Origin of the sequence: Klebsiella sp. 7-CIP_Kleb. (genome assembly GCF_050378655.1) — a bacterium.
Classification (GTDB): Bacteria; Pseudomonadota; Gammaproteobacteria; order Enterobacterales; family Enterobacteriaceae; genus Klebsiella; species Klebsiella quasipneumoniae.
Genome location: NZ_JBNRLJ010000001.1, coordinates 324712 through 347205, shown reverse-complemented (window position 1 = coordinate 347205; position 22494 = coordinate 324712). Strand labels below are relative to the sequence as shown.

22 protein-coding genes and 1 riboswitch are annotated in these 22494 nt (G+C 60.9%); of the genes, 16 read left to right on the top strand and 6 right to left on the bottom strand.

Features of this window, described 5'->3' with window-relative positions:
• Positions 1 to 98 precede the first annotated feature (98 nt).
• The 7 genes from hpxU (at position 99) to hpxK (ending at position 6500) form a co-directional block, all read left to right on the top strand.
• Positions 99 to 938: a MurR/RpiR family transcriptional regulator HpxU gene (gene hpxU / locus ACQUTI_RS01700; RefSeq protein ID WP_002905300.1), complete on the top strand. Its 840-nt coding sequence runs from the start codon at positions 99 to 101 to the stop codon at positions 936 to 938.
• A 214-nt stretch (positions 939 to 1152) separates the two neighbouring features.
• On the top strand, positions 1153 to 1938 hold the full coding sequence (locus tag ACQUTI_RS01695; RefSeq protein WP_002905298.1) for a transporter substrate-binding domain-containing protein: 786 nt from the start codon (positions 1153 to 1155) through the stop codon (positions 1936 to 1938).
• Between the two features lie 9 nt (positions 1939 to 1947).
• The gene (locus ACQUTI_RS01690) at positions 1948 to 2613 is read left to right on the top strand and encodes an amino acid ABC transporter permease (RefSeq protein ID WP_002905296.1); all 666 of its coding nucleotides are present in this window, start codon (positions 1948 to 1950) and stop codon (positions 2611 to 2613) included.
• A complete protein-coding gene (locus ACQUTI_RS01685) occupies positions 2613 to 3269 on the top strand; it encodes an amino acid ABC transporter permease (RefSeq protein ID WP_002905295.1) in 657 nt (218 codons plus the stop codon). The genes ACQUTI_RS01690 and ACQUTI_RS01685 overlap by 1 nt, the downstream gene beginning before the upstream one ends.
• Positions 3250 to 3987, top strand: a complete 738-nt coding sequence (locus ACQUTI_RS01680) for an amino acid ABC transporter ATP-binding protein (protein WP_002905293.1) — start codon at positions 3250 to 3252, stop codon at positions 3985 to 3987. Before ACQUTI_RS01685 ends, ACQUTI_RS01680 begins: the two co-directional genes overlap by 20 nt.
• A gap of 15 nt (positions 3988 to 4002) precedes the next feature.
• Entirely contained in the window at positions 4003 to 5244 is a 1242-nt protein-coding gene (locus ACQUTI_RS01675) for a pyridoxal-phosphate-dependent aminotransferase family protein (protein WP_087833316.1), read from the top strand.
• Positions 5241 to 6500: an allantoate amidohydrolase gene (gene hpxK, locus ACQUTI_RS01670; RefSeq protein ID WP_186601979.1), complete on the top strand. Its 1260-nt coding sequence runs from the start codon at positions 5241 to 5243 to the stop codon at positions 6498 to 6500. Before ACQUTI_RS01675 ends, hpxK begins: the two co-directional genes overlap by 4 nt.
• Before the next feature lie 32 nt (positions 6501 to 6532).
• Here hpxK and ACQUTI_RS01665 read toward each other — a convergent pair whose 3' ends face one another.
• Entirely contained in the window at positions 6533 to 7510 is a 978-nt protein-coding gene (locus tag ACQUTI_RS01665; protein WP_017900276.1) for an NAD(P)H-dependent flavin oxidoreductase, read from the bottom strand.
• Between the two features lie 174 nt (positions 7511 to 7684).
• Between ACQUTI_RS01665 and ACQUTI_RS01660 the strand changes: the two genes are divergently transcribed.
• Together ACQUTI_RS01660 and ACQUTI_RS01655 are read left to right on the top strand one after the other, a co-directional pair.
• Positions 7685 to 8590: a LysR family transcriptional regulator gene (locus ACQUTI_RS01660; RefSeq protein ID WP_072206860.1), complete on the top strand. Its 906-nt coding sequence runs from the start codon at positions 7685 to 7687 to the stop codon at positions 8588 to 8590.
• A gap of 88 nt (positions 8591 to 8678) precedes the next feature.
• A complete protein-coding gene (locus tag ACQUTI_RS01655; protein ID WP_004205841.1) occupies positions 8679 to 9167 on the top strand; it encodes a hypothetical protein in 489 nt (162 codons plus the stop codon).
• Between the two features lie 229 nt (positions 9168 to 9396).
• Here the strand turns inward: ACQUTI_RS01655 and ACQUTI_RS01650 are convergent, their stop codons facing one another.
• Positions 9397 to 10497, bottom strand: coding sequence for an NADH:flavin oxidoreductase/NADH oxidase (locus ACQUTI_RS01650; RefSeq protein WP_023289748.1), 1101 nt, complete (start codon positions 10495 to 10497; stop codon positions 9397 to 9399).
• 107 nt (positions 10498 to 10604) lie between these two features.
• Positions 10605 to 12212, bottom strand: coding sequence for an FAD-NAD(P)-binding protein (locus ACQUTI_RS01645; RefSeq protein ID WP_053810370.1), 1608 nt, complete (start codon positions 12210 to 12212; stop codon positions 10605 to 10607).
• 276 nt (positions 12213 to 12488) lie between these two features.
• On the opposite strand from ACQUTI_RS01645, the gene ACQUTI_RS01640 reads away from it, so the two are divergent.
• Complete coding sequence (locus ACQUTI_RS01640) at positions 12489 to 13721, top strand: MFS transporter (protein WP_004205848.1); 1233 nt, start codon at positions 12489 to 12491, stop codon at positions 13719 to 13721.
• Between the two features lie 39 nt (positions 13722 to 13760).
• Here the strand turns inward: ACQUTI_RS01640 and ACQUTI_RS01635 are convergent, their stop codons facing one another.
• On the bottom strand, positions 13761 to 14675 hold the full coding sequence (locus ACQUTI_RS01635) for a DMT family transporter (protein ID WP_122542969.1): 915 nt from the start codon (positions 14673 to 14675) through the stop codon (positions 13761 to 13763).
• A gap of 202 nt (positions 14676 to 14877) precedes the next feature.
• Between ACQUTI_RS01635 and ACQUTI_RS01630 the strand changes: the two genes are divergently transcribed.
• Positions 14878 to 15978, top strand: coding sequence for an iron-containing redox enzyme family protein (locus ACQUTI_RS01630; RefSeq protein WP_108450422.1), 1101 nt, complete (start codon positions 14878 to 14880; stop codon positions 15976 to 15978).
• Here ACQUTI_RS01630 and ACQUTI_RS01625 read toward each other — a convergent pair.
• Positions 15954 to 16532: a TetR/AcrR family transcriptional regulator gene (locus tag ACQUTI_RS01625; RefSeq protein WP_004205853.1), complete on the bottom strand. Its 579-nt coding sequence runs from the start codon at positions 16530 to 16532 to the stop codon at positions 15954 to 15956. The two genes, ACQUTI_RS01630 and ACQUTI_RS01625, sit on opposite strands and share 25 nt — an antisense overlap.
• A gap of 153 nt (positions 16533 to 16685) precedes the next feature.
• On the opposite strand from ACQUTI_RS01625, the gene ACQUTI_RS01620 reads away from it, so the two are divergent.
• Together ACQUTI_RS01620 and ACQUTI_RS01615 are read left to right on the top strand one after the other, a co-directional pair.
• Positions 16686 to 17288 carry an HAD-IB family hydrolase gene (locus ACQUTI_RS01620; RefSeq protein WP_017900283.1) on the top strand — a complete coding sequence of 201 codons (603 nt, stop codon included), beginning with the start codon at positions 16686 to 16688 and terminating at the stop codon, positions 17286 to 17288.
• Between the two features lie 71 nt (positions 17289 to 17359).
• Positions 17360 to 17896 carry a GNAT family N-acetyltransferase gene (locus tag ACQUTI_RS01615; protein ID WP_108450424.1) on the top strand — a complete coding sequence of 179 codons (537 nt, stop codon included), beginning with the start codon at positions 17360 to 17362 and terminating at the stop codon, positions 17894 to 17896.
• A 38-nt stretch (positions 17897 to 17934) separates the two neighbouring features.
• Here the strand turns inward: ACQUTI_RS01615 and oxlT are convergent, their stop codons facing one another.
• A complete protein-coding gene (gene oxlT / locus ACQUTI_RS01610; RefSeq protein WP_108450425.1) occupies positions 17935 to 19191 on the bottom strand; it encodes an oxalate/formate MFS antiporter in 1257 nt (418 codons plus the stop codon).
• Between the two features lie 475 nt (positions 19192 to 19666).
• Positions 19667 to 19765: riboswitch (guanidine-I (ykkC/yxkD leader) on the top strand.
• 56 nt (positions 19766 to 19821) lie between these two features.
• On the opposite strand from oxlT, the gene ACQUTI_RS01605 reads away from it, so the two are divergent.
• The 3 genes from ACQUTI_RS01605 to ACQUTI_RS01595 are packed head-to-tail and all read left to right on the top strand — an operon-like array spanning position 19822 to position 22493.
• Positions 19822 to 20880, top strand: coding sequence for a putative urea ABC transporter substrate-binding protein (locus ACQUTI_RS01605; RefSeq protein WP_108450426.1), 1059 nt, complete (start codon positions 19822 to 19824; stop codon positions 20878 to 20880).
• A gap of 24 nt (positions 20881 to 20904) precedes the next feature.
• On the top strand, positions 20905 to 21720 hold the full coding sequence (locus tag ACQUTI_RS01600) for an ABC transporter permease (RefSeq protein WP_043519578.1): 816 nt from the start codon (positions 20905 to 20907) through the stop codon (positions 21718 to 21720).
• Positions 21717 to 22493 carry an ABC transporter ATP-binding protein gene (locus tag ACQUTI_RS01595; protein WP_004205863.1) on the top strand — a complete coding sequence of 259 codons (777 nt, stop codon included), beginning with the start codon at positions 21717 to 21719 and terminating at the stop codon, positions 22491 to 22493. The genes ACQUTI_RS01600 and ACQUTI_RS01595 overlap by 4 nt, the downstream gene beginning before the upstream one ends.
• Position 22494: the final 1 nt, after the last annotated feature.

Below are 22494 nucleotides of genomic sequence, written 5' to 3'. Positions count from 1 at the left end.
ACAATGACCGGAATTTTCCCGCTGGCACGCTATGTGTAAGGCATAGCAGATACAGTATGATGAGGGATGGATGATGAAACGAAAGTTACAGGGGCGCTATGCAACAACTCGATGAACGACTGAAAGGGCAATACGCCTCGCTGTCGCCGCAGGAACAGCGGGTGGCGGATTTCATCTTTGACCACTTTAATGACCTGATAAGCTACAACAGCGCCGAGCTGGCGCAGCTGAGCGGTGTATCGAAAGCCACCGTCAGCCGGCTGTTCAAGCGCCTGGGCTATGACAAATATAAGGACATGCGTGATGAACTGCGCACCCTGCGCCAGAGCGGGATGCCGCTGACTGATCAGCGCGACGCGGTGCAGGGTAACACGCTGCTGGCGCGTCATTATAAGCAGGAGATGGCGAACCTCACCCAATGGGTCAATGCCCTTGACGCGCGCCAGTTCGCCGAGGCGCTGACGGCGATGGTGGCCGCGCGCCGTATTGTGGTGATTGGCATGCGCAATGCCTATCCGGCGGCGCTGCACCTGCGCCAGCAGCTGCTGCAGGCTCGCGGTCAGGTGCTGGTGCTGCCCCAGCCTGGGCAGAGCCTCAGCGAAGAGCTGGTCGATCTGACCGCCGATGACCTGGTGGTGGTGATGGCATTTCGCCGGCGGCCGCGGATCGTCCGCCCGCTCCTGCAGCAGCTGCAGCGCGATGGTGTGCCGGTCCTGTTAATGTGCGAGCCGCAGGCCCACAGTCTGTTCCCGCTCTCCCGCTGGCAGCTCTGCGCGCCGCTGGACAGCGTCTCGGCTTACGACAGCTATGCCTCGGTCAACAGCCTGATCAATCTGCTGGCCAATGCCTTTCTGCACGAAACGCTCGATAGCGGTCGTCCGCGCATCCACGATATCGCTACGCTTTACCAGCAACTGGACGAGCTGGAACAACGGTGATGGGGCGCCAGCGTGGTGCTGTGCATCAATATGGTGCATATTGTTCCGCGTTCTGGCGCCGTCGTTTTTTGTTCTTCGGTTCCTTACTGCCTGTCCTTTCTCACTTTTAGCTTAAATTCCTCGCCAACCCGCGCATCGACCGTATCTGGCACATTAGTTGCAAAAACAGATTCAAAGAATCTTTTGTTTCATGCTAACGTAACGGGTAAACATCATGAAGAAACTGTTGATCGCACTGGCCGGGGCCGCTTGTCTCCTTTCGTCTGTTTCTGCCGCGCAGGCTGACCAGCTCCAGGATATTGAAAAACGCGGCGTCATCCGCATTGCCGTGCCCCAGGATTTTCCGCCGTTCGGCTCGGTGGGGACTGACCTGCAGCCGCAGGGGTATGACATCGATATGGCGCGCTATCTGGCGAAGTCGATGAAGCTCAAGCTGCAGCTGGTCCCGGTGACCAGCGCCAACCGCGTGCCGTATCTGCAGACCGATAAGGTGGACCTGGTGATCTCCAGCCTCGGCAAAAACGCCGAGCGAGAGAAAGTGATCGATTTCAGCCGCGCCTACGCCCCGTTCTTCCTCGGGGTGTTTGGCCCGAAAGGGGCGGAGCTGAAGGACGCGGCCGCGCTGAGCGGTAAAAGCGTCGGCGTGACCCGTGGGGCGGTGGAAGATATGGTGCTGACCAGCGTGGCGCCGCAGGCGGCGCAGATTAAGCGCTACGAGGACAATAACACCACGCTGTCGGCCTATCTGTCGGGCCAGGTGCAGTATGTCGCCACCGGTAACCTGGTGGTGGCGGCCATCTCCCGGCAGAACGCTGACAAAGCGCCGGTGCCGAGCTTTATGCTGAAGGACTCGCCGTGCTTTATCGGGCTGAAAAAGAACGAACCGGCGCTGAAGGCGAAAGTGGATACCCTGATCGAGCAGGGCATTAAGGACGGCACCCTCAACGGTTTGTCTGAGAAGTGGCTGAAAGCGCCGCTGCCTGCCAGCCTCGGCGCGTAAGGTCTGTGGATGACGGAGCAACTTCATTTTTCTGAACTCTGGCCGCACTGGCCGGAGCTGCTGGCCGGTCTGTGGGTGACGGTGCAGCTGACGGTGCTGGCGACGATCGGCGGACTGGCGATTGGGATCCTCGGGGCGGCGATCCGCAGCGGCCGCCCGGGCGTCCTCAGCCGGATCTGGGGCGGATATGTGGAAATCATCCGTAACACGCCGTTCGTGGTGCAGCTCTTTTTTATCGTTTTTGGTTTACCGAACCTGGGACTGAAGATGACCGCCGGCGAAGCGGCGCTGCTGGCGATGGTGGTTAACCTTGGGGCTTACAGCACCGAGATCGTGCGCGCCGGCATCCAGGTGACGCCGAAAGGCCAGTGGGAGGCCGGACGCGTGCTCGGGCTCAGCCGGACGCAAACTTTCGTTCGCGTGGTGCTGCCCCCGGCGCTGCAGCGGATTTATCCGGCGCTGGTCAGCCAGTGCATCATCGTGATGCTCGGCTCGTCGGTGGTGTCGCAGGTCTCCTATGAGGAGCTGACCTTCGCCGCCAACCTGATCCAGTCGCGGACGTTTTTGAGCTTTGAGGTCTATCTGGTGACCACCGGGATCTACTTAGCGTTATCGATAGCGATGCGCCAGCTGCTGATGGCGGCGGGGCGTAAATGGCTGGGGGTGCAGGCATGATGACCACCTTTACCGACTGGGACATTATCCGCAACCTGCTGCTGGCCGGTCGCTGGACGGTGCTGCTGTCGCTGGTCGCGTTCACCGGCGGGGCGCTGGTGACCTTACCGCTGCTGCTGCTGCGCCTGACCGGCGGACGGCAGGTGAAACGGCTGATCCGCGGCTACGTCGAACTATTTCAGGGGACGCCGCTGCTGATGCAGCTGTTTCTGGCATTTTTCGGCGTAGCGCTGTTCGGCATCGACGTCTCGGCATGGACCGCGGCGTCGGTGGCTCTGACGCTTTATACCAGCGCCTTTCTGCTGGATATCTGGTTCGGCAGCATTCGCGCGCTGCCGAAAGGCCAGTGGGAAGCCTCGCGCTGTCTCGGGCTGAGCTTCGGCCAGACCCTGTACCGGGTGGTAGCGCCGCAGGCGCTGCGCATCGCCATCGCGCCGACGGTGGGGTTCGCCGTGCAGGTGATCAAAGGCACGGCGCTGGCATCGATTATCGGCTTTGTGGAGCTGACCAAGGCAGGAACCATGCTGACCAACGTCACTTACCAGCCGTTTAAAGTGTTTGCCCTGGTGGCGCTGGGCTATTTCATTCTGTGCTATCCGCTGTCCCGCTACAGCCGTTATCTGGAGAACAAATTCAATGCCTCTCATCACCATTAATCAGATGCAGAAGTACTACGGCGACAACCATGTGCTGAAGGGCGTCGATCTGGATATCGACATGGGGGAAGTCATCTCGATCATCGGCCGCAGCGGCTCGGGCAAAAGCACCCTGCTGCGCTGCATCAATGGTCTGGAGGGGTACCAGGAGGGGAGCATCAAGCTCGGGGGCATGACCATCACCGACCGCGATTCCCAGGCCCGGGAGATCAGCCGCTCCATCGGCATGGTGTTTCAGAACTTCAATCTCTTTCCGCACATGACGGCGCTGGAGAACGTCATGCTGGCCCCGCGGCGGGTGCTGAAGAAGTCTCAGGCCGAATGTCGCGAGCTGGCGCAGCGGATGCTGGAGAAGGTCGGTCTTGGCGATCGTCTGGATTACTATCCGGCCAACCTCTCCGGCGGCCAGCAGCAGCGCGTGGCCATCGCCCGGGCGCTGGCGATGTCGCCAAAAGTTTTACTCTGTGACGAAATCACTTCGGCGCTTGACCCGGAACTGGTGGGCGAAGTGCTGAAAGTACTGGAGCAGCTGGCGGCGGAAGGCATGACGCTGATCCTCGTCACCCATGAAATGAATTTTGCCCGCGAAGTGGGCGACCGCGTGGTGTTTATGCATCAGGGGCGCGTCTGGGAGCAGGGCGACAGCAAAACGCTGTTCGCCAGTCCGCAGACAACCGAACTGAAACAGTTTATCTCCTCGGTGCGCGGTCTTAACTAACGTAAGGAATGGCAGATGGATATCACTCAGTTTTCGCAAATTAACCCGCCGCAGCGCCTGCTGATGGGACCGGGGCCGATCAACGCCGACCCGCGCGTGCTGCGCGCCATGGCGAGCCAGCTGGTGGGTCAGTACGATCCGGCGATGACCCACTACATGAATGAAGTCATGGCGCTCTACCGCGGCGTATTTCGCACCGAAAACCGCTGGACGATGCTGGTGGACGGCACCTCCCGCGCCGGTATCGAAGCGATTCTGGTGTCGGCGATCCGGCCGGGCGACAAGGTGCTGGTGCCGGTGTTCGGCCGGTTTGGTCATCTGCTGTGCGAGATTGCGCGCCGCTGCCGGGCAGAAGTACACACCATCGAGGTGCCGTGGGGGGAAGTCTTTACCCCGGACCAGGTTGAAGACGCGATCAAGCGCGTGCGCCCGCGCCTGCTGCTCACCGTGCAGGGCGATACCTCGACCACCATGCTGCAGCCGCTGGCGGAGCTGGGAGAGATTTGTCGTCGCCACGATGTGCTGTTCTATACCGACGCCACCGCGTCGCTCGGCGGCAACCCGCTGGAAACCGACGCCTGGCAGCTGGACGCGGTGTCCGCCGGGATGCAGAAGTGCCTGGGCGGCCCCTCCGGCACCTCGCCCATCACCCTCAGCCCACAGATGGAAGAGGTCATCCGCCGCCGCCGCTGCATTGAGCAGGGGATCCGCACCGATGCCCACCACGATGGCGTCGACGAGATGATCTACTCCAACTATTTCGATCTCGGCATGGTGATGGATTACTGGGGGCCGGAGCGCCTGAACCACCATACCGAAGCGACCTCGGCGCTGTTCGCCGCCCGGGAGTGCGCGCGCCTGATCCTCCAGGAGGGACTCGACAACGGCATCGCCCGTCACAAGCTGCACGGCGATGCGCTGCTGAAAGGGATCCAGGCGATGGGGCTCGAGACCTTTGGCGACCTGCGGCACAAAATGAATAACGTGCTGGGGGTGGTGATCCCCAACGGGATCAACGGCGATCAGGTGCGTAAGCTGATGCTGGAAGATTTCGGCATTGAGATTGGCACCTCGTTCGGCCCGCTGCACGGTAAAGTCTGGCGCATTGGCACCATGGGCTATAACGCGCGTAAAGACTGTGTGATGCAGACCCTCAGCGCGCTGGAGGCGGTCCTGAACTACCTCAAGTTCACCACCACCCAGGGCGCGGCGATGCAGGCGGCCTGGGATCACTACCGCACCGAGGCCACCCTATGAGTGATACCGTCCGCCAGCAGGCGGAGAGAGAGGCGGCCGCCAGCCGGGTGATGGCGCGCGCCGACCAGCTGGCCGCCCTCAGCGAAACCGCCGACGCCCTGACCCGGGTCTATCTGTCGCCGGAGCATCTGCAGGCCAACCAGCTGGTGGGCCAGTGGATGCAGGCCGCCGGCATGATGGTATGGCAGGACAGCGTCGGTAATATCTGCGGTCGCTATGAAGGCGTGCAGGAGGGCGCGCCGGCGGTGCTGCTGGGCTCTCATCTCGACACCGTTCGAAACGCCGGGCGCTACGACGGCATGCTCGGCGTGCTGGCGGCGATTGAGGTGGTCCAGCGTCTGCACCAGCAGGGGCGACGGCTGGCGAAGGCTATCGAGATCGTCGGCTTTGGCGATGAAGAGGGCACCCGCTTCGGCATCACCCTGCTGGGTAGCCGCGGCGTTACCGGCACCTGGCCCGAAAGCTGGCTGTCACAGTGCGATGCCGACGGGGTGAGCGTCGCCCAGGCGCTGGTGAATGCCGGACTCGATCCGGCGCGGATCGCCCATGCCGCCCGCAACCCGCAGGATATCGCCGCCTATCTCGAACTGCATATCGAGCAGGGGCCGTGCCTGGAGCAGGCGGGTCTGGCGCTCGGCGTGGTGGAGGCGATTAACGGCGCCCGCCGCCTGACCTGCCGCTTTACCGGCGAAGCCGGCCATGCCGGCACGGTGCCGATGCTCCATCGTAAGGACGCGCTCGCCGCGGCGGCGGAATGGATGGTGCAGGTGGAAAGCCTGACCCGGCAGCGCGGCGGCAACCTGGTGGCGACGGTCGGCACCCTGCGCTGTGCGCCGGGCGCGGTGAACGTGATTCCGGGCGAGGTGCAGCTGACGCTGGATATTCGCGGCCCGCAGGATGCACCGCTGGCGGCGCTGCTGGAAGAGCTGCTGGCGCAGGCGCAGGCCATTGCCGGGCGCCGCCAGCTGAGCTTCACCGCCGAGGAGTATTACCGTATCGCCGCCACCGCCTGCGACAGTCAACTGCAGGCGGTGCTGAGCGAGGCGGTGACGGCGGTGCAGGGGCGTTCACTGACGCTGCCGAGCGGCGCAGGGCATGACGCCATCGCCATCGCCGAGCGCTGGCCATCGGCCATGCTGTTTGTGCGCTGCCTGGGGGGCGTCAGCCATCACCCGGCGGAGTCGGTCACCGCCGCCGACGTCGGGCTGGCTATCGACGCGTTCTTCCGGGCGGTAGAGAAGGTAGCTGACGCCTGATCGCGCCCGTTGCCGTGCCCCGGCTGGCGGCTTCACACCGCCAGCTGGTTGACTACCTCGGCGACGGAGGCGATGGCATGGATGTTGCCGATCCCCGCCCCCAGCGAGATATACCCCTCATCGGTATTCCCCTCCAGCATGCCCAGCCGCATTCCGCGCAGACCGCCCATCGCCTGGGCCAGCTCGGCCTTTGAGGCTCCGGCCCGGTCCATGGCCACCAGCTTGTCGCTCAGTTTGCCAGGCAGGGCGCGGTAGTAGTCCGGCAGCGTGCGAAACAGCCGCAGATCCAGGCCGTTGGCGGCGAGAATTTTCGCTTTCACCGAGTCGGGAACGCGACTTTCGACGGTGCTGATGAATACCGAACCGGCGAAGACGCCTTCCGCGCCGAGGGCGTGAGCAGCGCGCGCTCCCCGGGCGTCGGTGATGCCCCCCGCGGCCATCACCGGAACCCGCTGAACAGCGTCAACGATCAGCGGGACGATAGTGAAGGTCCCCATTGCGGTAGCCGGCAGCGTGCCGCCTTCGTCAAAGCCGGTGGCGACGATGATGTCCGCTCCGGCCTGCTCCGCGCGACGGCTGTTCTCCGGCGTCGGGTTAATATCGCGGTAGATAATGGTGATCCCGGCGGTTTTCAGCTCATCGAACAGCGCCGGTTTTAACGAACCGTCTCCGTAGCCGGTGTAGACCACCACCTTAACGCCTTCCTCTTTGATCACCGGCAGGATCGCCGGCGTCCAGATGTCGTTTTCCGCCGTCGGGATCAGGTTGACGCCAAAGGGTTTCTCAGTCAGCTGTTTGGTTTTGCGGATCTCTTCGCGCATTTTCTCTGCCGTCGCCTCCGGCGTGGAGACGGCGGTTGCCGCCGTCAGGCCGGCGTTCGGGCCCAGCACCCCGAGACCACCGGCGTTGCCGACGGCCGCCACCAGACGAGCATCGGTCAGCCAGGAGAGCGGGCCCTGGACTACCGGTTTTTCAATACCCAAAATGCGGGCCACACGGTTAGTTTGCATGATATTTTTCCTTGTACGTTAATGAGTTATCAATTTCTTCGCCCCAGCGATGCGGCAATGAGGGCAGTGTAGGCGCCTTTATTGTTTTAAAAAATGAGCAAAAACTTTCATCACTGTTATTAAATTGGTAATAATTGAGGCAGGCGAAGAGACGGGGAGCGAGCCGTTATGCAGATGAATCTGTTTGAAAATATTAAAATCTTTATTGAAATCGTCGACGCCGGTAGCTTTGCCCAGGCGGCGGAAAATTTGCAGATCCACCGGCCGGCGGTGACCAAAGCGCTGCAGCAGCTGGAGCGGGAGAGCGGTGTCAGGTTGCTGCAGCGCACTACCCGCCGCCTGTATCTCACGCCGGAAGGAGAAGAGTTTTATCGGCGCAGTAAACCGCTGCTCTCCCAGGCCGACGATCTGCTGGAGTCGTTCGCGCCGGACCGGCCGATCCGCGGCCAGCTACGCGTCGATATGCCAATCGCTTTTGCGCGGCTGCTGGTGATCCCGCATCTGGCGGATTTTTATCAGGCCCATCCGGAAGTGGAAATTGTCCTCAGTAGCTCCGATGTGCGCCGGGATATGCTGCGCGATGGCCTGGATTGTCTGCTGCGGGTGGGGGATCTGGAGGATGGCGACTATGTGGCGCGCTCGCTGGGGGAGGTGGCGTTAACCACCTGCGCGAGTCCTGCGTATCTGGCTCGCTATGGAGCGCCCGCCACGCTGGAGGAACTGCAGTCGCACCTGGCGGTGAACTGGGTAAACAGCAGCAGCCGACAGATTATGCCCTGGCGATTCCAGACCCCGGAGGGCATCAGGCAGATCGCCATCCCCGGTAAACTGGTGCTGGACAACTCAGAAGTTTTTACCGCCGCCGGGCTGGCAGGGCTGGGCATGCTGCAGGGAATGCGATTCTTTCTACAACCCTATATCGACAGTGGGGAGCTGGTAGAAATTCTGCCGGACTTCCCGGCGCCGCGTCGGCCACTGTCGCTGCTCTATCCGCACCGGCATCTCTCGCATAAGGTGCGGGTGTTTGCCGAGTGGCTGCAGGGGCTGGTGGCGACGCTGGATCGACCGGTGTCGCCTTGACTCTGGTGGCTGAGCGTTTATATATAAAATGTGAATGCTATTAAGGCAATAAATCACAAGGCTGGATAATGACTCAACCTGTAAGGGAATGCTGATGAAACTCTGGAATAAAACACTGCTTGCTTCCGCCCTGTGCCTGACCCTGTTTGGCTGCGACGATGCGTCGAAAGTGGATAACAAACTGGATAAGGCCAAAGATAATGCGGAGCAGATGAAGGATGCCGCGGCGGACAAAGCCCAGGCGATTAAGCAGGATGCGGATAAGCAAATTGATACGCTGAAAAGCCAGGCCGACGCCGAGGCCGATCGTCTGAAGGATCAGGCCAGCGCCATCAAGGCGGAGGCGGACAAGAAAGCGGATGCCATCGCCCAGCAGGCGAAAGCCCAGGCCGATGCGGTGAAGCAGAACGCAAAGCAGGAAAGTGACCGCATAGTCAAAGAGGCGGGTCAGATTAAAGACAACGCCATCGGTGACGCCAATCAGCTTTCGGCGGAAGCGGCGAGCAAAACCAAAGCCATTCAGGACAGTATCGCGAAGGATAAACAGAACACCACGCCACCGCCCGCCCAGCAGTAACTCGCGGTGTTTGCCGGGCCGTCGCCCGGAAATATAGGGAGCGGAGCCTGATAGATTGCCCGGCGGCGCTGCGCTTGCGCGGGCCTACGCAGGGGGCGGGTTGGCTGCGCAATGACCGGGCATCACCCTTTTGTAGGCCGGGCAAGACGACGCCGCCCGGCATATGGACCGCAATAACATCCTGCTGAGGGGTATCTTACGATACCCCTTTTTTATGCCCGCCGCGGGTTCAACGGTTTGGCAGCAGGGTGCCTTTCAGGCCGTGTGGCTCGGAGCGCAGATATTGCGAAGGAACGCGAACCTGGGCGCCGAGGCTGGCGGCAGCGTGCCATGGCCAGTGCGGATCGTAGAGCACCGCGCGGGCGAGGGCGATCAGGTCGGCATCGCCATTCTCCAGCGCCGCTTCCGCCTGCTGCGGGTCGGTGATCAGCCCTACGCCAATCACCGGGATGGCTACCTGCTCGCGAATGTCGCGGGCGAAAGGCAACTGGTAGCCCGGACCGACGGTGATGGCCTGCTGCGGCGACAAACCGCCGCTGGAGACATGGATATAGTCGCTGCCCAGCGCTTCCAGCTGCTGGCTGAACTGAATGGACTGCTCGCCGTCCCAGCCGCCTTCAACCCAGTCGGTCGCCGACAACCTGACGCCCACCGCCATGGCGTTGCCCACCGCCTCGCGGATTGCCTTAAACACTTCCAGCGGATAGCGCATTCGGTTTTCCAGCGAACCGCCATACTCGTCACGGCGCTGATTGCTGAGCGGTGAAAGAAACTGGTGCAGCAGATAGCCGTGAGCGGCGTGCAGCTCAATCAGCTCAAAGCCCAGGCGTTGGGCGCGCAACGCGCTGGCGACAAAGGCCGCTTTGATGCGTGCCAGATCGGCATGGCTCAGCTCGGCCGGGGCGCGGTCGCCGTCGTGAAACGCCACCGCGGAGGGGGCGACGGTCTGCCAGCCGCCCTGGTTGAGCGCCAGCTGATGGCCACCCTGCCAGGGGGCCGCGCAGGAGGCCTTGCGCCCGGCATGCCCCAGCTGGATCCCCAGAGGGATCGGTGACCAGGCCCGGATATCCTCCACCACGGCACGCAGGGCGTTTTCGGTTTCATCATCCCACAGCCCCAGATCCCCAGGCGAGATACGTCCCGCCGGCTCTACTGCCGTGGCTTCCAGAATTAACAGGCCGGCGCCGGAGAACGCCAGCTGCCCGAGGTGGATCCGGTGCCAGGAGGTTGCCTTCCCCTCGTCGGCAGAATACTGACACATGGGGGCGATAACGATACGGTTATCCAGCGTCAACTGACCAATACGCGTCGCGCTAAAAAGATGACTCATGAGTACCTCGTAAATGTTAGACGTGGTCTTGCACGGGGGCGAACAGCCACTGTTTATAGCACGCCTGCTGGCCCCCCTTTATTCGGATATTGCGTTTAAACGTCCTGCTATTCGATAAACCAGAGACGACGCCGCCGGCCAGTTGCCTGCTGGGAGACCGCGCGGGCCATTGCGCTGCCAATCTCGGCGCTGGCCGTCAGCCCCTGGACAAAGGGGCGATCGTGCATCAGCCAGGGAAGAGCGCCGAAGGCGACCCGGCCGCGCACGGCCTCCGGCGCCTGCAGCGTGTAGTCATCGCCAACGTCAGGAATAGCGTCGCCGCAGGCCAGCAGCTGCTGGCGCAGTGAAGGAAAGGGCAGATCCCGGGTTTTCAATGCTTTCTGTCCGCGGGCATCGATAAAGACATCGAATTCACAGCGCTGCTGATGATGGACAATCAGCGTCCGGTCAGACTCGCGCTGCAGCTCGTAATCCTCGCCGAGCGCCACAATTCGCAGAATGCCCGCCTGATGCAGGGCCAGCAACCGGCGAATGGACTCCGGCGGGATCGCAGCGTAGTTATCAATAAACACGCGGGCGAGCCCCTGGCGGAAGCGACGGCTGTCCTCGTCGTTGAGCTGCGGCACCACGGTTTCAATCGCCTCGTGCAGGCGGAGAATGGCATAGCGCCAGGGCACCGTGTGGCGCTCGCGCTTATTGCGCTCCACCTCCTGCAGATTGTGCTGCGCCCACTGGAAGGGGTCATGGGTGAGACGGTCGGCAAACCAGGCGTCGGCGATGCTGTCAGGCGTCAGCTGGCGCAGCCCCGTCGCCTCGCACCAGGCCGGGGCGGCATATTCCAGCTCATGGACGATCAGCTGGAACACCCGATCCAGCAGGCCGTCGCAGCCCTCAGCGACGGCCGCCTCAAGGGCGGCGGGGGTGGCTATCTCCAGCGGCTCCCACGGGATCGGGCAGTAAAAATCGGCCTCCGGCAGCACGCCGTTACGTGACATCAGCGTGATCTCCAGCGCGTCGCTGCCGGGATGCAGGGAAAAATGGGTGGTTTTGTCGTGCTCAGTATGGAAAACGCCGTGGCGGGCCACTACCGCCACGGCGGCATCAATCGCGCTTAAGGAGGTCCCGAGGATCCCGACCCGACAGGGGGCGATGCGGGCCTCCATCAGGCCGGTCCACGGACTGGGGAAGTACTGCCGGCTGGCGCGTTCTTCTTCAGGCCACAAATGGCCGGTGGCAATCACCACCAGATCGACCATTACCGGCTGTGCCGCGCCGTCGGTGTGGATGGCGATCCCGACGGGCTGCACCGCAATATCTGTGACCTCACAGGACTCGCAGACGCTCACCACGAAGCCGGCGTCTCTGGCCCGTTGCACAAGATATAGAAAGCGGTCGCGGTAGTACTCGCCGAGGATCACCCGCGGCAGAAACTGGCGCTCATGCAGAGCCTGCCGTTCAAGACCGCGCGCCGCCAGCCAGTCGTCGCTCTGCTGCTGCAGCCATTGCAGATAGGTCAGGTCAATAGGGGGGATCTCAATGCTGGCAATATTGGCCAGCATCTGCGCCGCGGTATTATCGTCGCTATAGGGCATACCCACCCCGGCCTGCGCCTCTTTTTCAAACAGCGCGATCGATAGCGGCTCACCACGCTTCACCAGTTCATACAAGGTGTAAATCCCCGTCGGCCCGGCGCCGACGATGGCGATTCTCTTCATGATTCTCTCCCTTCCTGTGGGTGGATGCGGCATCTGGGGCAGTGCACTGAAGCCAGCCTGCCCTTAATTCTGGTCGAAAATTAGCGAACCGGTGGGCCGTCGCACGCAATTTGAAACAAATTAGCGTGCTAATAAACTTGCCGACGGCTGGAAAAGGGGTGTAATTAACAAAAGAGCAACTTTCTATACAAACAATTTACACAAGCGGTGGCACCAGCCTGCTCTGCCGGACGCCGCGCAAGCTCCCGGCAACGCCGTCGGGATAGGGATGACAAGATGCACGGCTGGACTTCACGACAGCGCAACGCGGCGATCGCCAGTTTTTTAAGCTGGACGCTCGATGCTTTCGACTTTTTCCTGTTGGTTTTTTTACTGAGCGATATCGCCCACTCGTTTCACGTCGACCTTGAAGAGGTCACCCTGGCGATTCTGCTGACCCTGGCCGTGCGGCCCGTTGGCGCGCTGATCTTCGGCAGGGCGGCGGAAAAGTTTGGCCGCAAACCGATCCTGATGCTCAACATCGTTTTCTTCTCCGCCTTTGAGCTGCTCTCCGCCGCGGCGCCGTCGTTGATGCTGTTTTTTCTGCTGCGGGTACTGTACGGCGTGGCGATGGGCGGGATCTGGGGCGTGGCTTCGTCGCTGGCGATGGAGACGATCCCTGACCGCTCGCGCGGCCTGATGTCCGGTCTGTTCCAGGCGGGGTATCCTTTCGGCTATCTGCTGGCGGCCGTGGCCTACGGGCTGTTGTTTACACAGCTCGGCTGGCGCGGGATGTTTGTCATTGGCGCCGCCCCAGTGCTGCTGTTGCCGTTTATCTATTTCTGCGTCGAGGAGTCCCCGGTCTGGCTGGCGGCACGGCAGAGTAAAGCGAGCACGGCTCTGCTGCCGGTGTTGCGTAGCCACTGGAAGCTGTGCCTGTACCTGGTGGTGCTGATGGCGGCCTTTAACTTCTTCTCCCACGGGACGCAGGATCTCTACCCGGTCTTTTTGAAAGTCCAGCATGGCTTCGAGCCTAAAACGGTCAGCATTATCGCGGTGTGCTACAACATCGCCTCGATCATCGGCGGGGTTTTCTTCGGCTCGCTGTCGGAGAAGATTGGCCGGCGCAAAGCGATTATGAGCGCCGCCCTGCTGGCGCTGCCGGTGATCCCGCTGTGGGCTTTCGCCAGCGGCTCGCTGGCGCTGGGGGCCGGGGCGTTTCTGATGCAGTTTATGGTGCAGGGCGCCTGGGGGGTGATCCCTACCTGGCTCAACGAACTGGTTCCGGCCAACACCCGGGCAGTGCTGCCCGGCTTCGTCTATCAGTTGGGGAATCTGCTGGCCTCGGTGAATGCCACCCTGCAGGCCTCCATTGCCCAGCACCACGGGCATAACTACGGCCTGGCTATGGCCCTGGTGGCCGGGACGGTGGCGATCGTCATTACCATTCTGACCTTCTTTGGCCGCGAGGGCCGGATGACGCAACCCGCCGGGACGGCGCCTCACCAGCCGCTCTCCACCAGCCGTTAAGTGCTGACGCCGGGCGTTGTCAGACGCCCGGCAGACAAGCTAACCGCGCAGGCGAACCGTCGCCGCCTGGCGTTTCTCCAGCGAGCAGATGCCAATCCCCAGCATAATGAACAGCGCGCTGAACAGGTGCCAGGCATGCGGCTGGGTATGCAGGAAGAGGATGCTCAATACCCCGCCGGAGAGCGGGATGATATGGGTGTAAATCTCCCCCCGCGTGGCGCCAATCGTAGCGATACCTTTATTCCAGAAAAGATAGGCCAGCCACGACGGGAAAATCACCAGATAAGCCAGACCGCTAAGGAAAAACGGCTCGCGCCAGGCGGTCCAGTCCTGCGCCGGGTGGCGCATCAGCCAGAAGGCGACGATTGGCAGCAGGAGCAGGGCGCCGAGCAGCGAACTGACGGCGACAAAGCCATTCGCCGGGATGCGGCGGTCCTTCAGACGTAACAGCGAACAATAGAGAGCCCAGCTCAGCGCCGAACTCATCGCCCACAAATCGCCGACGGAAAAAGTATGCAGCGAGGCGGCATGCAGCGGATCCCCCTGGAATAAGAGGATCATCACGCCAAGAGTGCTGAAGACCACCCCCAGCCAGTTGCGGGCCGATACCGGGTCGCGAAAAATCAGCCGGTTAATCAGCAGCACCATGCTCGGCGTGGCGGACATATAGATGGCGGCGTTGAGGGCGGAGGTAGTTTGCAGACCGATATAGAGCGTGAGCGGGAAACTGACCTGACCGCACAGGGTGAGCACCAGCACCGCCGGGGCGTTTTCCCGCAGCAGGTGACGACTGTCAGCAATCTGCCGGCGGTAGAGCAGGCCCAGCAGCAGCGCCGTCAGCGCCCACCGCGCTTCGGTCATCAGGATCGGATCCACGCCCTGAACCAGCACGTGACCGACAACGTAATTCCCCCCCCAGAACAGGGCGGCCAGCGTCAGTAACAGATAGGGCATAGTGATTCCTTGTGTCGTTTGTCACTGTACTGGATGGTAACGTTATTATTTTTATAATATCAATAATATTTTAGTGGTTTTTGTTTGTTTTGTTTAAATTCTTTAACAAACAGAATGTTAGTAATATGAATGAAATTTACGTTGCCGCATTGTGAGCGGTACTATACCGTATAGTCGCCATGCATTTCACAGGGATAAATTCATGCGTAATACCGACAATGGGGTCATTGGTCGTGACCAAACCGCGGTGATGGCCAGGCTGGCGCTGGATGAGTTAATTGACCAGCTTCTGCACAGTAACGCGCTGTCGCTGAAGTTGACGGCCAATCCGCAGGTCGCCGACAGAGCCTGGCATCTGGCTGAGAATATCTGCATCCGCGCCTTCTCCGCTGACGACCCGCAGGCCAAAAAGCGCGCGCACCATGCGCTGTTCATCCTCTATCAGTCCTGGCTTGCCGACCCGCTCTCGCCGGCGGCTGCCAATCAGTTTCATCCACTGCTCTCCGGGATCCGAAATTACATTGAGTCTGAGTGGCTGCGGGCGGAAAGCAAACGTTTCCATCGCCAGAGACCGGTGCTCAATGCCGGCAATATCGTCGACGAACTGCGCGCTCTATGCCAGCAGCACCCGGCGTCTCATCATCCGCTGTTCGATTTCCTTGCCAGCGAGGCCTCCGCCGCGCAGATCGACTATTTCTTCAAAAGCGACAGCGCGCTGAATCTGCTTTTCTTCGATCTGGTGGCGATGGGGCTGGTGGGCTCGTTGCCGGAAACCCGCGCCGAGATTGCCCAGAATCTGTGGGATGAGATAGGTCAGGGCAGCACTGAGATCACCCACGTCAATCTGTATAAGGATTTACTGAAGCGGCGGAATATCGCCTTACCGGACAACCATTTTGCCCATCTGTACGAGTGGCAGGGGCTGGCCGGGTATAACGCCTTTATGGTCGGCGGCGTAAATCGTCAGCATTACTACAAATCGCTGGGAGTGATGGCGATGACCGAACTGCTCGACCCGCCGCAGTATGAAAAACTGGTGGCGGGCTGTCGGCGGATTGGGCTTTCCGATCGCGACGTGCATTACTATGCCGAACATATCACGGTCGATATCGGCCATGCGGACGGTTGGCTGAACAATGTGATTGTGCAGATTGGCAAAAAACATCCGGCGGCGATGGAGGAGGTCTACTTTGGCGCCGCGCTGCGCCTGCAAACCTGCAACGATTACTATGATGGTCTGCTGGCGGCGCTGCAGTCGCTGGACGGCAGCGCATCATCTCACAGCGTACCGCCTTCTGAGTAAATAAGCGCTTTGGCCGCGCTCCAGGCGGTCGTCCCCGGCGGGATCTCCCGGCATTCGGCGGACTCGGCCTGCTGGGCGGCGATGGCGCCATCGATGAGCATCACCATCATCATAGCGACCCGTTCGGCAGGCTCTGGTTTTAATACCAGAGTCAGGATATCGCGGAAAAACTGCCACAGGCGCGACTTGAACCGGGAGCACTGCTCCCGGATCGCCGGCGATGACGCGCCATATTCGAATAGCGCGCGGGTGAACATGCAGCCGTGGAACGTTTCGCAGGTCAACCAGCACTGATAGTAGTCGAACACGGCGAACAGCTTCTCCCGCGCGGTGGCTTTATCCGCGGTGATCTGCGTGAGATCCTGCATAAACTCGCTCTCTTTTTGCCGGAGGATAGCCAGAATGAGCGCCTCTTTATCGGCATAGTAGCGGTAGAAGGTCATTTTGGAGATGCCGGCATGCTCAGCAATCCGCTCGATGCTGGGGGACTGATATCCTTCGCGATTAAACAGCGCGCTGGCGTGGCGGAGAATGTCCGCTTGTTTTGGCTTCATGCGTTTTCCTGTCGACTGGTTCGCTGTCACGACGGCCGGAGACACGGCCGTCCTGCGACAGCGGTGCATTATGCCGGATATTGCCGCCAGGCGGGGAAAAAGTAAATCAGCCGCACCTTAGCGGCGCCGGTGTGTCTGTATAAGGTTACAAGGATGAAGAAGAACATTGCCTTTTTTGACTTCGATGGCACGATCACCCACGAAGATACGTTTACCCCTTTTATTTATCAGTCCCTCGATGCGAAAGCCATTCGTCAGGGCAAATTGCGGCTGTTGCCGTATATTCTCGCCTGGAAAATGGGCTGGCTTTCCGCCTCTGCCATCCGGCAAAAAGTATTTCATTATGCTTTTGCCGGGAAATCGCAACCTGAGATCCTGCAGCGCGGGAACGATCATAGCCAGGTATTTATTCCCCATACACTGCGGGAGAACGCGATGCAGCGCATAGCCTGGCATCAGGCGAGAGGGGACACCGTGGTGGTGGTTTCAGCCTCGCTGGATGTCTATCTTCGACCGTGGTGCCAGCAGCATAATCTTGAGCTGCTGTGCAGCGAAGTGGAATTTCAAAACGGGGCAGCGACCGGAAAGTATCAGGGGGGAGACTGCAGCGGCCTGGCCAAAAAGGCGCGTATCCTGGCGAACTACTCCCTGGCCGATTACGAGGAGATCTTCGCCTACGGCGATACGCCGGAAGATTTCGCCATGCTGGCGCTGGCCACCACCAAAATCTATCGCTGGGATGAGGCACCGCCATGAGCCTGGCAGCGCCAGGCTGCGCAGGTTAAGATGGCGCGCTATTGCCCGGCTCACCAGGAAGAAGAGAAGAGATGATGTTACCCCTGACCACGGCCCGGCTGCTGCTGCGCCGGTTCAGAACGGAAGATCTGCCGTCTTTCAGCCATTATCGCAACCTGCCGGAGGTGGCCCGCTTTCAGAGCTGGACCCACTACAGCATGACAGAGGCGACAGCCTTCTATGAACAACAGCGTTCGCTGGCCTTTGCTGAGGATGAAAGCTGGTTCCAGCTTGCCGTAGCGATCCAGGCCAACGGTGCGCTGGCGGGAGATGTGGGGATCCATTTTTTCGATCGGGGCAGACAGGCCGAGCTGGGGATGACCTTTTCCCCGGCATATCAGCATCAGGGGTATGCCCGGGAAGCCATGCGGGCGGTGATAGCCTTACTCTTTGAGCAGTTAGCCCATCACCGGCTGATAGCGGTGGTAGACACTCGCAATACCGGGGCGATCAAACTCCTCGAAGGGCTGGGCTTTCGTCGCGAGGCGCATTACCGGCAGAATATCTTTTTTAAAGGCGAGTGGGGCGATGAGTATCTGTACGCGCTGCTGCGCAGCGAATATCAGTGAAGTGACGGCATGGCCGTCACTTCTGTCCGGCCGGGCGATCAGCTATGCTGGCGGATAAAGCGCGCGCGCCACGGTTTTAGCACCCACAGCGCGAGGGCGGCGGTGATAAAATCCAGACCAATCGCGCAGCTGAAAACCACATGCCAGCCGTGGGTGTACTGATAGAGCAGCGCCGCCAGCGGACCGCCGAAGATGGACCCGATGCCCTGCGAAATATACAACCAGCCATAGTTGCTGGCGGCATTTTCGCTGCCGAACGTATCGGTGAGCGTCGACGGAAAGAGCGAGAAGATTTCCCCCCAGCCAAAGAACACCACCCCGGAGAGCAGGACAAACAGCAGCGGATCTTCCCGGCACGCCAGCCAGAGCGTCATCGCCACTCCCTCCAGCGCAAAGGCGATAAACATGGTTTGCTCGCGGCCGAAGCGGTCGGAAATAAAACCAAACAGCGGCCGGGTTAAGCCGTTGGTGAAGCGGTCTATCGTTAACGCCAGCGGCAGCGCCGCCATGCCAAACACCACCGCCTGGCTAATGCCGAAGTCCTCGGCGAACACCGCCATCTGCGAGGTGACCATCAGCCCGGAAGTCGACATCATTGCCATCATGGCAAACATCAGCCAGAACAGCGGCTGGCGCAGCATTTCCCGGGAGGTAAACGATCTGCTGCTCTGCGCCACGGTCTGGCTGACGGGCAGGGAGACAGCAGGCGGCGGCAGCTTCAGCCCCTGACTGGCGAGGAAGCCGACGAGGGCGAACAGGATCCCGAAAGTTGTCAGCGTGTGTTCAAGGCCGTTAGTGGTCAGCGACAGGGAGATGGGGAAAGTGGTTATGATCGCCCCCATCCCGTAGCCCGCCGCCACCGCGCCGGCGGCAAAACCCCGCTGCTTTGGGAACCATTTAACCATCAGGCCGACAACGCCGATATAGACGATCCCGGTCCCGAGGCCGCCCATGCAGCCATAAACCAGCCACAGCGTCGCCAGGCCCTTCACCTGCGCAGAAAGCACCCAGCTCATTCCGGCCATCACAGTGCCGATAGCGATCAGCCGCCGTGGGCCAAATTTTTCCACTAACCGCCCCTGAAAGGGCGAAAAGAAGGTCTGAAGGATGATCAGCAGCGAGAAGGTGACCTGCAGCTCGGGCAGACCGACGCCCAGCCTGGCGGCCAGGGGTTTCGTCAGCAGCGTCCAGACATATTGCGGGCTGGAGATGGCGGCCATACAGATCAAGCCCAGCACCAGCTGGCGCCATTTGCCATATTTCGGGGTAACCAACGGTTCGCTGAGTGTCGTCATGTTGTTCTCCGTTTTCAGTTAACAGACTTCCGTGAAACGCATTCACCCTGGATGCCTCACGGAAAGGGGAAGGTGGCGACCGCAGAGTGACGACGTGTTGTGGCCATACGGCATACGATCTTGTCCACATCGCGGTATACAAGCGCACAGCATTAAACGTGCCACCTAAAATAATCATTTATATTCAAGATATTAATGTGATGAGGTGGGATCTGAAGGGATGCGGCATGGTGAGCAAGCGGCACTGAGGCGGTGCAAATGCGTGATTGCGGTGCTCGGGGAAACACGCCGATATGCGGGAAGGCATGCTTATCTTTCCTGCACCAAAGCCATGCAATGCCCCACTTTTACTCCCCATTTTTGGGAGGCGATGCCCCGGTTGGCGGTAAATCGCTGATGGAACGGCTATCTGGCTCCTGGCATGGTGCTTGCAAGAACATCGGCAGAAAGCAGCGCAACAGACAATTCAGATCACACAATAGCTGGCTAGGGTTCCGGTTCACCGCGGTGAACGTCTGGTCCGAGAGCTGGCGACCTCGGCGAGGTTACACGGCGGGATAAAAGCCCGGGAGACAGCAGCACCGTTGGGTGTCGCGCTGCTCCGTTTCTCGTGCTAACCAGAGGTCCACCATGAAAACATCGCCGCTCCTCCGCTCACTCGTCCTGTCGCTGATGCTGCTGACCAGCGTCCCGTCCTTTGCCGCCGTCAAAAAAGAGTTCAACGTCTGCTGGACCATCTACGCCGGCTGGATGCCCTGGGGCGCCATCAGCAATGAAAAGATCATTGATAAATGGGCCAGCAAATACGGCATCAAAATCAATATCGTTCAGCTCAACGATTACATCGAATCCATCAACCAGTACACCGCCGGGCAGTTTGACGGCTGCACGATGACCAACATGGACGCGTTGACGATCCCGGCGGCGGGGGGTGTCGACAGTACGGCGCTGATCACCGGCAGCTACTCCGACGGTAACGACGGGGTGGTCCTCAAAGGGGCGGATAAAAAGCTCAGCGACCTGAAAGGAATGTCGGTGTATCTCCCGGAGCTGTCGGTATCCCACTATCTGCTGGTGCGCGGCCTGGAAAAAGCCGGGCTGCAGGAAAAAGACGTCAAGGTGGTGAATACCTCCGATGCCGATATCGTCTCGGCCTTCGGCACCAGCGGCGTGCGGGCGGCGGTGGCCTGGAATCCACAGCTGTCGGTTATCAAAAAGACCCCGCAAACCAGCGAAGTGTTTAGCTCCTCGCAGGTGCCCGGCGAGCTTATCGACATGATGGTGGTGAATACCCAGACCCTGAAAGATAACCCCGCGCTGGGCAAAGCCCTGACCGGTGCCTGGTTTGAAATGATGGCCAAAATGAAGGCCGGGGATAGCCAGGCGCTGAGCACCATGGCCGCCGACGCCGGTACCGATCTCGCCGGCTACCAGGCGCAGCTGAAAACCACCCATCTGTTCTGGACGCCTGCCGACACCCTGGCGTTTATCTCCTCGCCAGATCTGGCGAAAACCATGCAGCGAGTGGCGCAGTTCTCGTTCGATAAAGGCCTGCTGGGTGAAGGGGCGCAGAGCGCGGACTTTATCGGCATGACCTTCCCGGGAAATGTCACCCTCGGCGATGCCGCCAACCGCAAACTGCGCTTTGACGACAGCTACCTGAAGCTGGCCGCCGCGGGCCAGCTCTAATGATTGCCGCCGGGAGACCACGCCATGCGCCACATTAACCGTTATCCCCAAAAGGGGATGCGCCTGACGCTGATGCTGCTGCCTTTTGTCGTGCTGATCGCCGCCTGGTTTATGGGATCGGCGGTGCGGCTGGAAGCCAATCCGCAGGACAAGTTGCTGCCAGGCCTGTCGCAGATGGTGGCAGCCATTGACCGGATGGCGTTCACCCCGGACAAACGCAGCGGCGAGTATTTGCTGTGGGCCGATACGCTGATCAGCCTGAGCCGTCTGCTGACGGGCCTGGCCGTCTCGTCGCTGATCGGCCTCGTCATCGGCATCGCCGCCGGCGTCTTCCCGATGTACCGCGCGGCGCTGTCGCCGCTGCTGACGGTGGTGTCAATGATCCCGCCGCTGGCGATCCTGCCGGTGCTGTTTATCGTCTTTGGCCTGGATGAGCTGTCGAAAGTGATGCTGATCGTCATCGGTATTACGCCGATGCTGGCGCGCGACCTGGAGCAGCGGGCGCAGGAGATCCCGGCGGAGCTGTTTATTAAGGCGCAGACCCTCGGCGCCAATAGCTGGACCCTGGTGCTGCGGGTGGTGCTTCCCCAGCTGCTGTCGCGGCTGATCACCTCCCTGCGCCTGCTGCTGGGCTCGGCATGGCTGTTCCTCATCTCCGCCGAGGCCATCTCCGCCACCGCCGGGCTGGGGTACCGTATTTTCCTGGTGCGGCGCTATATGGCGATGGACGTGATTATTCCCTATGTCATCTGGATCACTTTGCTGGCATGGCTGATGGATCTGGCGCTGCGCCAGCTGCACAAGGCCTGTTTCCCGTGGGCGGAAGGAGGTCGGGGATGAGTTTTATCGACATCAAAAACATCTGGCAGGAGTACGGCGACCACGTGGTGCTGGAGCGCATCAATCTGCAGGTGAAAGAGGGCGAGTTTTGCTCGATGGTCGGCGCGTCCGGCTGTGGTAAATCGACCTTTCTGCGCCTGCTGCTCGGTCAGGAAAAACCGACCCGTGGTGCCATCCTGCTCGACGGCCAGCCGCTGGCGGCGGAGCCGGACCGCAGTCGTGGTGTGGTCTTCCAGCGCTATTCGGTGTTTCCGCATCTCAACGTGCTGGATAACGTCGCCATCGGCCTGGAGCTGCCGGCGTCCCCGCTGCTGGGGCGCCTGTTTGGCGGCAGAAAGCGCGAGGCCCGGCAACAGGCCCAGCGGATGCTGGAGAAAGTTGGCCTGGGACACGCCCTGGATAAATACCCGGCGCAGCTCTCGGGCGGGATGCAGCAGCGGCTGGCCATTGCCCAGGCGTTCGTGATGCAGCCGCGGGTGCTGCTGCTGGACGAGCCCTTCGGCGCGCTGGATCCCGGCATTCGCAAGGATATGCATGCGCTGCTGCTCCAGCTGTGGAGCGAAACGCGCATGACGGTGTTTATGGTCACCCACGACCTGGCGGAAGGCTTCAACCTCGGCACGAGGCTGCTGGTGTTCGACAAAGTGCGCATCGACCCGCAGGCGCCCAACGCCTGGGGAGCGCGTATTACCTACGACATCCCGCTCAATGAAGCGCGGATGGCGCAGCTGGCCGCCGGTAGCGACACCAACGTTTACGCATTAAGGAGATAAA

Excerpts from the sequence above, each read along its gene's own strand:
- hpxU (WP_002905300.1), top strand. The coding sequence starts at position 99 with ATGCAACAACTCGATGAACGACTGAAAGGGCAATACGCCTCGCTGTCG.
- ACQUTI_RS01695 (WP_002905298.1), top strand. The coding sequence starts at position 1,153 with ATGAAGAAACTGTTGATCGCACTGGCCGGGGCCGCTTGTCTCCTTTCG.
- ACQUTI_RS01690 (WP_002905296.1), top strand. The coding sequence starts at position 1,948 with ATGACGGAGCAACTTCATTTTTCTGAACTCTGGCCGCACTGGCCGGAG.
- ACQUTI_RS01685 (WP_002905295.1), top strand. The coding sequence starts at position 2,613 with ATGACCACCTTTACCGACTGGGACATTATCCGCAACCTGCTGCTGGCC.
- ACQUTI_RS01680 (WP_002905293.1), top strand. The coding sequence starts at position 3,250 with ATGCCTCTCATCACCATTAATCAGATGCAGAAGTACTACGGCGACAAC.
- ACQUTI_RS01675 (WP_087833316.1), top strand. The coding sequence starts at position 4,003 with ATGGATATCACTCAGTTTTCGCAAATTAACCCGCCGCAGCGCCTGCTG.
- hpxK (WP_186601979.1), top strand. The coding sequence starts at position 5,241 with ATGAGTGATACCGTCCGCCAGCAGGCGGAGAGAGAGGCGGCCGCCAGC.
- ACQUTI_RS01665 (WP_017900276.1), bottom strand. The coding sequence starts at position 7,510 with ATGCAAACTAACCGTGTGGCCCGCATTTTGGGTATTGAAAAACCGGTA.
- ACQUTI_RS01660 (WP_072206860.1), top strand. The coding sequence starts at position 7,685 with ATGAATCTGTTTGAAAATATTAAAATCTTTATTGAAATCGTCGACGCC.
- ACQUTI_RS01655 (WP_004205841.1), top strand. The coding sequence starts at position 8,679 with ATGCTGATGAAACTCTGGAATAAAACACTGCTTGCTTCCGCCCTGTGC.
- ACQUTI_RS01650 (WP_023289748.1), bottom strand. The coding sequence starts at position 10,497 with ATGAGTCATCTTTTTAGCGCGACGCGTATTGGTCAGTTGACGCTGGAT.
- ACQUTI_RS01645 (WP_053810370.1), bottom strand. The coding sequence starts at position 12,212 with ATGAAGAGAATCGCCATCGTCGGCGCCGGGCCGACGGGGATTTACACC.
- ACQUTI_RS01640 (WP_004205848.1), top strand. The coding sequence starts at position 12,489 with ATGCACGGCTGGACTTCACGACAGCGCAACGCGGCGATCGCCAGTTTT.
- ACQUTI_RS01635 (WP_122542969.1), bottom strand. The coding sequence starts at position 14,675 with ATGCCCTATCTGTTACTGACGCTGGCCGCCCTGTTCTGGGGGGGGAAT.
- ACQUTI_RS01630 (WP_108450422.1), top strand. The coding sequence starts at position 14,878 with ATGCGTAATACCGACAATGGGGTCATTGGTCGTGACCAAACCGCGGTG.
- ACQUTI_RS01625 (WP_004205853.1), bottom strand. The coding sequence starts at position 16,532 with ATGAAGCCAAAACAAGCGGACATTCTCCGCCACGCCAGCGCGCTGTTT.
- ACQUTI_RS01620 (WP_017900283.1), top strand. The coding sequence starts at position 16,686 with ATGAAGAAGAACATTGCCTTTTTTGACTTCGATGGCACGATCACCCAC.
- ACQUTI_RS01615 (WP_108450424.1), top strand. The coding sequence starts at position 17,360 with ATGATGTTACCCCTGACCACGGCCCGGCTGCTGCTGCGCCGGTTCAGA.
- oxlT (WP_108450425.1), bottom strand. The coding sequence starts at position 19,191 with ATGACGACACTCAGCGAACCGTTGGTTACCCCGAAATATGGCAAATGG.
- ACQUTI_RS01605 (WP_108450426.1), top strand. The coding sequence starts at position 19,822 with ATGAAAACATCGCCGCTCCTCCGCTCACTCGTCCTGTCGCTGATGCTG.
- ACQUTI_RS01600 (WP_043519578.1), top strand. The coding sequence starts at position 20,905 with ATGCGCCACATTAACCGTTATCCCCAAAAGGGGATGCGCCTGACGCTG.
- ACQUTI_RS01595 (WP_004205863.1), top strand. The coding sequence starts at position 21,717 with ATGAGTTTTATCGACATCAAAAACATCTGGCAGGAGTACGGCGACCAC.